This is a genomic window from Mycobacterium sp., from assembly GCF_049280035.1.
Lineage (GTDB): Bacteria > Actinomycetota > Actinomycetes > Mycobacteriales > Mycobacteriaceae > Mycobacterium.
Map to the genome: position 1 here is coordinate 1 of NZ_JBAPPI010000737.1, position 9,668 is coordinate 9,668.

General features: G+C 65.8%; 8 protein-coding genes and 1 pseudogene. 4 read left to right on the plus strand and 5 right to left on the minus strand.

Going from position 1 to position 9,668, the window contains the following annotated elements; genetic code table 11:
• The coding region (locus WAN71_RS23735) for an ATP-binding protein (RefSeq protein WP_422227678.1) at positions 1-2,477 on the plus strand (2,477 nt) is incomplete at its 5' end.
• Positions 2,478-2,505: 28 nt separating this feature from the next.
• Here WAN71_RS23735 and WAN71_RS23740 read toward each other — a convergent pair.
• Entirely contained in the window at positions 2,506-2,949 is a 444-nt protein-coding gene (locus WAN71_RS23740; protein ID WP_422227679.1) for a nuclear transport factor 2 family protein, read from the minus strand.
• Between the two features lie 193 nt (positions 2,950-3,142).
• On the opposite strand from WAN71_RS23740, the gene WAN71_RS23745 reads away from it, so the two are divergent.
• From WAN71_RS23745 to WAN71_RS23755, 3 genes are read left to right on the plus strand one after another with little or no spacing between them, the layout of a single operon-like run.
• Positions 3,143-4,906, plus strand: a complete 1,764-nt coding sequence (locus WAN71_RS23745) for a CocE/NonD family hydrolase (RefSeq protein ID WP_422227684.1) — start codon at positions 3,143-3,145, stop codon at positions 4,904-4,906.
• Between the two features lie 54 nt (positions 4,907-4,960).
• Positions 4,961-5,857 (plus strand): dienelactone hydrolase family protein, encoded by an 897-nt coding sequence (locus WAN71_RS23750; RefSeq protein WP_422227680.1) that lies wholly within the window; start codon positions 4,961-4,963, stop codon positions 5,855-5,857.
• A 25-nt stretch (positions 5,858-5,882) separates the two neighbouring features.
• Positions 5,883-6,764, plus strand: coding sequence for an acyl-CoA thioesterase (locus WAN71_RS23755; protein ID WP_422227681.1), 882 nt, complete (start codon positions 5,883-5,885; stop codon positions 6,762-6,764).
• 14 nt (positions 6,765-6,778) lie between these two features.
• Here WAN71_RS23755 and WAN71_RS23760 read toward each other — a convergent pair whose 3' ends face one another.
• The 4 genes and pseudogenes from WAN71_RS23760 to WAN71_RS23775 form a co-directional block, all read right to left on the minus strand.
• Positions 6,779-8,095, minus strand: coding sequence for a cytochrome P450 (locus WAN71_RS23760; protein WP_422227685.1), 1,317 nt, complete (start codon positions 8,093-8,095; stop codon positions 6,779-6,781).
• A gap of 53 nt (positions 8,096-8,148) precedes the next feature.
• Complete coding sequence (locus tag WAN71_RS23765) at positions 8,149-8,652, minus strand: nuclear transport factor 2 family protein (RefSeq protein WP_422227682.1); 504 nt, start codon at positions 8,650-8,652, stop codon at positions 8,149-8,151.
• Positions 8,653-8,685: 33 nt separating this feature from the next.
• The gene (locus tag WAN71_RS23770) at positions 8,686-9,141 is read right to left on the minus strand and encodes an SRPBCC family protein (protein ID WP_422227683.1); all 456 of its coding nucleotides are present in this window, start codon (positions 9,139-9,141) and stop codon (positions 8,686-8,688) included.
• A gap of 33 nt (positions 9,142-9,174) precedes the next feature.
• A pseudogene (locus WAN71_RS23775) lies at positions 9,175-9,602 on the minus strand (DUF6188 family protein).
• Positions 9,603-9,668: the final 66 nt, after the last annotated feature.

Below are 9,668 nucleotides of genomic sequence, written 5' to 3' on the forward strand. Positions count from 1 at the left end.
GTGCCGCATTCGCCTCGCCGCGCTCGGCGGTGGATGCGGCGGTGGCTGCCCAGCGGGCGTTGGAGTTGCCGGTGCGGATGGGGCTAGCGACCGGCGAAGCCGAGCTGCGGGGTGGGGATTACTTCGGTGCGGTCCTGAATCGTGCTGCGCGGGTGATGGCCGCCGGGCATGGCGGTCAGATCCTGCTGGCCGAGTCAACGGCGGGTCTGCTCAGCGGCGTTGATCTGGTGGATCTGGGGCCGCGGCGGTTGCGGGATCTGCCCACCGCGGTCGGGGTATTTCAGGTCCGAGCAGCCGGCGTACGGACTGACTTCCCGCCGTTGCGGGCGCTGGATGCGAGTCCGGGGAACCTTCGGCCTGCGACCACCAGCTTCATCGGGCGCGAGTCGGAGGTCGCCGAGCTGCACGCCGCGGTGAAGGCTCATCGGTTGGTCACGTTGACCGGTGTGGGCGGGGTCGGCAAGACCCGGCTGGCGCTGGAGGTCGCCGCGCGGCGGGCCGATGAGTTTCCCGACGGGGTGTGGTTTTTCGAGCTGGCCGCAGTCACCGACCCCGCGGCGGTACCCGACGCCGTGGCGGCGGTGTTGGGCATCACCCAGCAACCGGGCAAGACAGTGACCGAGTCGGTGGCCTCCGCCTTGGAGGGCCGGTCGCGGCTGCTGGTGTTCGACAACTGCGAGCACGTTCTCGACAGTGTCGCGGATCTGGTCGAGGCGATCCTGGCCGCCTCGGCGACCGTAACGATTCTGGCGACCAGCCGCGAAGGGTTGGGGGTCAGCGAAGAACGGTTATGGCGTGTCCCGTCGCTCGACGTCAACTCCGGAACCGAATCCGCGGCCGTGGACCTTTTCGTCGACCGTGCCCAAAGTGTCGTGTCGGACTTCTCGCTGGCGCAGCCTGGTGAGGCGGACGCTGCAGTAGAAATCTGCCGCAGACTCGACGGCATCCCGTTAGCCATCGAGTTGGCGGCCTCGCGGATGGCGTCGATGACCGCCCGCGAGGTGCGTGATCGTCTCGATCAGCGGTTCCGGCTGCTGGTCGGCTCGCGGCGCGGCTTGGAACGCCACCAAACCCTGCGGCACGCGGTGGCGTGGTCCTACGACCACCTCGACGACACGGAAAAGGCGCTGCTGGATCGGTGTTCGGTGTTCGCCGCTGGATTCGACCTGCAAAGCGCCTGTGCGGTCATGGGTTCCGATGATGACTTCGCCGTCCTGGATCTGCTCGATGCCCTGGTGCGCAAGTCGCTGCTGGTGGCTGACCGGTCTTCGGGGCGGACCCGGTTTTCGATGCTGGAGACCATCCGCCAGTTCGCCGAGGAACAACTCGTCGCCCGCGGCGAAGCTTCCGAGATTCGGGCCGCCCACTCGCGCTACTTCGCCGGACGCGAAGCCGACATCATGGCCCTGTGGGACAGCCCCCGCCAGCGTGAGGCCTACGACTGGTTCGAAGTCGAGTTGGCCAATCTGCGCACCGCGTTTCGGTGGGCCGCCGACCACGGCGATCTGGATGTCGCCGCCACCATCGCCACCTATGTGGGGTTCCTCGGCCTGTGGGTCCAAACCCTTGAGCCGATAGCCTGGGCTGAGGAGCTGATCGAGCCCGCCCGCACCGTCGACCACCCCCGGCTGGCGTTCCTGTACGTGATTGCGTCGCAGTGCTACACGACCGGACGGATCGAGGCGGCTGTCCGCTATTGCGACGCCGGCCAGAGCGTTCTCGGCAGGAGCCGCGAGGCGCCGCCGGGCGGCATCGAAGGCGTGCTTGGAGCTGTATACCTAGCCATCGGGCAGCCCGAGCGGATGGCCGAGTTGTGCCGCGCCCAGCTCGCACGCCGCCGCGACACCCACGTCCACATCCGGTCATTTCTGGTCCTCGCGCTGACGGTGGCCGGTTCCGGTGGGGAGGCGATGCATTCCGCAGATGGCCTCATCGAGGCTGCGGAGGCAACAGGCAACCCGGCCTTGCTCGCGTGGGCGCTCGGTGCCTACGGTGGGGCTCTCCGTGACGCGGATCCCGTCGGGGCGCTTAACGCCCTCGGCCGGGGTCTGGTGATCGCTCAAGACAGCGGCAGCCGCGTCCACGCGTCAGCCCTGGCGGTGTTTCTGGCACGACTTGAGGCCGAACACGGCGACACCGTGTCCGCGTTCGATCACCTCACTCTGGCGATCCGCAACTACCACAATTCGGGCGACCCCACGACGATCCGCGTCCCGCTGGCCGTCCTCGCCGTTCTTTTCGACCGGCTCGGACGCTACGAACCCGCGGCCACTATCGTCGGCTTCGCCCTCAGTCCCCTTGTCGCGTCGACAGTCCCCGAACTCACTACCACGATCACACACCTCCGCGAAGTCCTCGGCGAGGCTACCTACGAATCGCTCGCCCGCAAGGGTGAGACGATGACGACGGCCGCCATAGCGACGTATGCATACGACCAAATCGACCAGGCCCGAACAGAACTCGAACACTCGGGTTGAAACGACTTCGGGTAGCAAGCTGAGACGGTCAAATCAGTCCGGTCGCGTCGAAAATCCATGACGTATCCGCCGTCGCGAGATCCTCTAACCAGGTCGGCGGCGCCTGAGCGGTCATGCTGCCCATATCCCAATAGTCTTTCCACAGCGTCACTTTGCCGTCTTCGACCCGGTGCACCGAAACGAATCGGAGCAGAGCCGTCTCGCCGCTCGACCACCGCCAGGTCTCGGAGTGCTCGTACATGACATCGGCACCGGTAGCCACCAGCACCCCGTCGTGGTTCTCATAGCCCGCGAGTGGCTCGAGCCCGACCTTGAGTCGCTTCACGATGTCGTCGGGACCACGCGCCGCCAAGGTCGGTCCGACCGGCATGTCCACGTAGATGCAGTCCGCCGACAGGAACGTCTTGACGCCTTCCCAGTCCCGTCGCGATAACGCTTGCCACAGCCCGAGTACGGTGTCGTCAACCGGCATGGGATGTCATAGAACCGGGCTGCTGAACACGTTGTCAACAATGCGCAGGAGGTGGGGGATGGCGACGGTGCGATCCCGACGCAAAGCCGAGACCAGACGCGTCCGCAGAACCAGTCCGTCGCCGTTCACGCCGTCGTGGACGCCCAGGCCGCCGCAGTTCGGAGTAGGTGTGCACCACAACGTCGGGGTGTCGATGAGCGACGGGGTCGTGCTGCGGGCCGACATCCATTACCCGACCGTGCCCGGAACCGGACAGCCCGCCGCCGGGCCGTTCCCCGTGCTGCTGTCCATCACGCCTTACGGCAAGAAAGCCCCGCCGCCGGCGGCCCAGATCGGCGGTGGCGCCACCCCGTATCTGATCAAGCGCGGCTACATCGAGGCGATGGTCGACGTCCGCGGCAGCGGCGTGTCGGGCGGTTCCTTCGAGATGTTCGGGGAGCGGCAGACCCAGGACGGGATTGAGCTGGTCGATTGGGCGTCGAAGCTGCCGAACGCCAACGGCCGGGTCGGCATGTTCGGCACCTCCTACTTGGCGATCAACCAGCTGTTCACCGCCGCCGCCATCGGGCCGGATTCGCCGTTGAAAGCGATTTTCCCGGTGATGGCCGCCCGCGATTTCTATCGGGACGCGGCGGCCATGGGCGGGGCGCCGCACCTGCGCACGGTACGTGCCTACGGCGGGGTCTACCGCTTGCTCAACATCGTCAACCCGGCACTGGAGGTGGTCAACCGCGGCAACCATCCGCGGCCGCGGGCCGGGGGATTCGCCGGAGTGCGGCAGCGTGGGCGGGATCAGCGCGGCTACTTCCGGCCGTTGATCGCCGATGCCGTCGCCGGCGGTGAGACCGCCTTCGACGGGCCGTTCTGGGACGCGTTGCGGCCGGGCATGGTGCTGCCCGGGATTGTCGACAACGATGTGGCGGTCTTTCTGGTCGGCGGCTGGCACGATGCCTTCCAGCGCGGCGCGCCGCTGAACTACGCGGCGCTGCAGAACGCCTTCGCTGGGCGGCCCGACGAGTCGCCGATGCAACCCGGCCAGCCGGTGTCCGAGCGGCTGCGGTTATTGATGGGTCCCTGGTATCACGTCTCGGACTTCGGCGGGCTGCACATCAACGCGCTGCAACTGCGCTGGTTCGATCATTGGCTCAACGACGATGCGGGAGCGGCGATCTCCGGATCGCCGTTCACCTTCCAGGCCATCGGAAGCCCGCGGTGGTTCCACGCTCGCGACTATCCGCTGCACGAGGCGACGCCGACCCACTTCTACCTGTCCCAGTCTGGCCAGCTGACCGCCGATTGCGCGCCGGAAACATCCACGGCGACAATCAAATACGTGGGACGGGGTCGGATAGCCGGCCGAAGCATCGAGCAGTGGACCCTGGGAATGACCAGTTTCATCCGCGCCCAGCGCGGCGGCCAGACCCGCTACGACCAGGACAACCGGCGACTGCAGCGCGGCGCGCTCACCTACACCACCGAACCATTCGCCACGCCAACTTTGGTCGCCGGCCCGATCACGCTGACCGTGCACGCGACGGCCACCACCAGCGAGGCGCTGTGGGTCGCCCACCTCGACGACGTCGCCCCCGACGGGGCCAGCCGCCCGTTGACTGAGGGAGCACTGCTCGGTTCGCACCGCGCGCTGGATCCGGATCGCACCTGGTACCTGCCCGACGGCACCGTCTTGCGGCCGCACCACTTCAGCACCCGGTCGGCGGTCAAGCCCGTGGTTCCTGGCGAGCTGACCCGCTACGACGTCGAGATCTTCCCGACTGCTGCGATGATCCAGCCAGGCCACCGGCTGCGTCTGACGGTGACCACCTACGACTTCCCGCACCTGGTCCCGACCAAGCCCGCGCGCCGCGCTCTAGTCGGTGGCAGCTACCAACTCCATCAGGGCGGCCCGACCCCGTCGCATCTGCTCATCCCGGTGGCTGACCCAGACAGCTTGAGCTGAACCGGGTCGCAGTGTCGCCCGGCGACACAGCGGTTAGCGGCGCATACTCCCGAAGTGACCTCGCTGCAGCAATACATTGCCGAAGAGATAGCCACCGACCACGTCGACGGTCTGCTCAGTAGGCGCGAAGCGTTGCGGCGGCTGGCGCTGCTCGGTTTGGGCGGCGGGGCCGCGGCCGCGTTGATCGCCGCGTGCGGCGCCAAGCAGACGCAGCGCCCGAACGGGTCATCGGGGACGACGGGGACACATCCGCCAGGGATGGATAAGGCGCTGCCGACGGAGCCGATCTCCTGGTCGGGGCCGCGTGGACAGCTTCAGGGTGCGTGGGCACAAGCCCACAATGCGCGGCGCGGGGTACTGGTCATCCACGAGAACAAAGGTCTGAACGATTGGGTGCGGTCGGTGGCCGGGCTTTTTGCCGGGGCCGGCTATTCGGCGCTGGCTATCGACCTGCTGTCCGAGGAGGGCGGCACCGGGCACTTCGCCGACCCGGCTCAGGCTACCGCCGCATTGGGCGCCGTTAAGCCGGACCGTTTCATCGCGGACCTGCATTCCGGCATCACCGAACTGCAGATGCGCGTTCCGGCCCGCAAACTCGCGGTCGTCGGGTTCTGCTTCGGCGGCGGACTGGTGTGGCAACTACTGGCCGCTGGCGCGCCGGGAGTGTCGGCCGCGGTCCCGTTCTACGGGCCGCTACCGGACAACCCGGATTTCGCGGCGTCCAAGGATGCCGCCGTGCTGGCGCTCTACGGGGCCCTCGACACCCGTGTCACCAGCTCCGAGGCGGCGGCCAAAGCCGCCCTCGATCGTGCCGGGCTGGTCAACGACATCGTCATCGAACCCAACGCCGACCACGCGTTCTTCAACGACACCGGACCGCGCTACAACGCTGCTGCCGCGGGCGATGCCTGGGGGCGGGTGCTGGAGTGGTTCGGCCGCTACCTGGCTTAGATCGGCGGTGCGGCATGATGCGTCGGTGACCATCCCGCCACCGGTCCTCACACTGAGCCAGATACTCGACACGTTCAACCTCGAACAGGTCAACGCGGAGTTTTTCGTCGGCACCCAGCTCGACGAAATAGACCATCACATCGTCGGGGGCCACATCGCGGCGCAAGCGCTGATGGCGGCCAGCCGAACGGCGCCCGAACGCTCACCGCACAGCATGCATGTCTATTTCTTGCGTCGGGGTGATGCCAGGCAGCCGGTCGATTTCGAGGTCACCGCGCTGCACGACGGCGGGACGTTCTCTGCGCGCCGCGTCACCGCACGCCAGTTCGGGGCAGTGCTCTTGGAGGGCATCGCGTCGTTCAGCGACCCCTTCAAGAACCAAGAAAGCCATGTCTACCAACAGCAATCACCCGATCTGCCGGAGCCGGCATCCTTTCCCACGATGGCGGAGCAACTCAGCGGCTACGCGGACGAGCGGGCCGGCTGGTGGGTCCGTGAACAGCCGGTCGAAATGCGCTATATCGATCCGCCGGCCCGGCTCGCACTCGATTCGGCCGAGCCGCCGCCGGCACGGATCCGACTCTGGTGGCGCCCCAACGGAACGCCGCCGACCGATCCCATCCTGGCCAGTTGCCTGGCGGTATACGTCTCCGGCCGGACGCTGTTGGAGCCGGCGATGATTGCCCACCGCACCACTCCACTGGGACCGGGCAACTCGGCGTTGATGGACCACGCGGTGTGGTTTCACCGGGCGCCGGATTTGTCGGATTGGCTACTCTACGAACAGCATTCAGCCAATGGCATCGGCGGTCGAGGGTTGGCGCAGGGCACCATGTACAACCGCTCCGGCCAGTTGGTGTGCACCACGATGCTGGAAGGGTACTTCGGCCGCAGGCCGCAGGGTTAGCGAGATCGTTTACGTCAGCGGGTGGCCATCGACCGCGCCGGGCCCAGTGCTACCGGCAGGGTCGACCAACCGTGCAGAACTCGGGTGTCCCGGCGGCTGCCCACGCCGGCGGCACGCACGTCGGGGAAGCGGTCGAAAAATGCCCGCAGCCCCACCTCGCCTTCGGCTCGGGCCAGGGCCGCTCCCAGGCAGAAATGCCGACCACCGGAGAACGCCAAATGCCGACCGGCGTTGTCGCGCTCGATGTCGAAGCGGTTGGGGTCGGCGAACACAGCCGGGTCACGGTTGGCCGCGGCCACGTACACCACGACCAGTTCGCCTTGTTTGATCGATACACCCGCTACGTCGGTGTCGTTGAGCGCGATCCGTGCGGTGAGCTGAACCGGTGATTCCAACCGCAAGATCTCCTCGACAGCGCCTGGCCACAGCTGCGGACGCTCACTCAGCGTGCGCAAATGCTCCGGATTGTCCAGCAGCATGCGAATCCCGTTGCCCAACAGGTTTACTGTCGTTTCGAAGCCGGCCGCTAGCACCAGACCGGCGACCGCGTGAAGTTCAGACTCGTCCAGATACGTTTCCGCCGAACCACTTTCGGCTTTTTGGATCAGCTGGCTCATCAGGTCGTCGCCGGGGTTTCGCCGCAAGTGTTGCAGATGCTCAGCCAGCCAGAAGTTGAATCCAGCTATCCCGCGTTGCACACGTCGGTATTGCGGCCAGGTGAGGCCGAAATCCAAACTGGGAGCTGCCAGCTCGCCGAAGTCGAGAACGCGCTGTCGATCAGGATCGGGCACCCCCAGAATGTCGCTGATGATCGCCACCGGAAGCTGCGCGCAGTACCGGTCGACGATGTCGACGACACCGGGTTCGCGCGACAGTTGATCCAGCAGCGTCGCCGCGGTCTGCTCGACCCCATCCCGCAATGCGGCGACCGCCCTGGTGGTGAACACCGACGACACCGTTTTCCGGTAGCGAGTGTGGTCCGGCGGCTCCACCGCCAGCAGTGATGGCGGACGGAGCGGATGGAGCAACTCATCGCGGGTGCGGGTCTCCAGCCATCGCAGTGGCGCCGGCAGATTCGCCCCGATCGACACCACCCGGAAGTCGTCCGATCGCAGCAGTTCATGCCCAATCGCATGGTCCGCGGTGATGTAGCCGATGCGTGAGTGCACCAGGGACCCGCGGGCCCGTACCTCCTCGTAGAACGGCACCGGATCGGCTTTGACGCTCGGGTCGGCGATCAACCGGGCCTGCAGGTCACCCCGTCGGGCGCCGATCGACGAGAGGCCACGCACAAAGCCGTGCAACGCCAGCCAGTGCACCCTCTGCTTCAATGCGATGTCCACGCGTACGACCCTTCACGTCGTCGGGCAGTGCTATCGCAAGCCTAGGCCAGTTCCCAATTCATGTTTTTCGCGAACGCGATCGCGTCGTCGGTGACCGTGCCGAGTGCCTTAGAACGCTGGATGTATTCGCGGACCACCGGCAGGAAGTTCATCGGGTTGTAGGCGTCTTCCTCATAACTCCACAGGTCGTCGCCGGCGTACTTCATCACCGACAGATTGGCCGCCTGGTGAACGCTGCCGTCGCCGGGATCCCGCATCCGGTTCAGGAATTCGCAGAACACCCAGCCTCGGTCGGTGTCAATGGAGTACCAGGACGTCGGATAGAACGGCATCTCGCTGCCGGGGAAGACATTCATCGTGGACACAATCCAGTCGCGGATCTGCTCGCGACCGTGGAAGGTTCCATAGGTGTGCTCGACATAGGTTGCGTCTTCGGTGAATTGGTCGGCAAACCGTGACCAGTCCCAACTGGAACCGATCTCCACGACGACTTGCTTGTGGCGTTCGAAGGCTGACTCGATCTCGGCGCACGACCACTGTCCCATGACTACCTCATTCAGCTCGATAGGTCGACGATCTCACGCCTCGGCAACATCCTTGATGCGGTGCAGCGTCTTGGTCATGTCACGAACATTGCGTCGCTGACGCAGCCAACCGCCGAACATCCAGTAATACAGCGTGGTCATCGGGGAGGCGGTCATCCGAAATGATTCGGTGACGTCGGTACCGTCGTCACTTGCCGTCAGTCGGTAATGCCAGTTGTTCACCGGCCTGTCGCCGACGAGCACCGCGAAGCCGAATTCCCGGCCCGGCTCGCACGCTGTCACCCGACAGGTCGTCCAGTACACCGGCCCGATTTCATTCCGCTTGACGTGGCCGCGGAATCGCGCCCCGAGCGCGGGCCCGGTCGCTCCGTCAAGCCATTCGGCGTCGAACACTTCGGGGGAAAACCGCCCGATGTTGCGGACATCCGCAATCAGGTTCCAGATCTCGTCCGGAGGTGCCGCCATGTGAACCGTTGTCGAGCCCTGCATGGGCCGATCCAAGCATGCCCGCGCTCGGCGGCGCTAGTCCTCGTTATCGTCGGCCACGTCGTGCCGCACCACCCGCACCTTGCCATGCGGCAGGCAGGCGGCGTAGCCGTGGCATTTGCCGTAGAGCTCCCAAGCGGTGACGTTATCGTCGGGCCGTACGTCGATCTGGTGTCCGTCCGAGAATTCCAAGTGCAGATCTCCGACGTCATCCCAAGTGACATCCGTGCACGTCGCTCCGGAGAAATCGAACAGCGGTCGCTCTTGGACTGCTGGATCGTTGGGGTCAATGGAAAACAACCTCGACAGGCGCGCTGGCGGTAGCCGGCAGGGTCAGGGTTATCGGTGTCGAGATGACGAGTTCGTTGTAATCCTCGAGGTTCAGCACCAGACCGTCGCGGGAACATGATCCGTTGAACCGCACAGCCTTGAATCCAGTGTTCAATCAATTTCTGGTCGGTCATGCATTTACTCTTCTCGCGACGCCGCACTGGCACAAGACCTGCAACGCGACCCGCGCGGATTTGCGG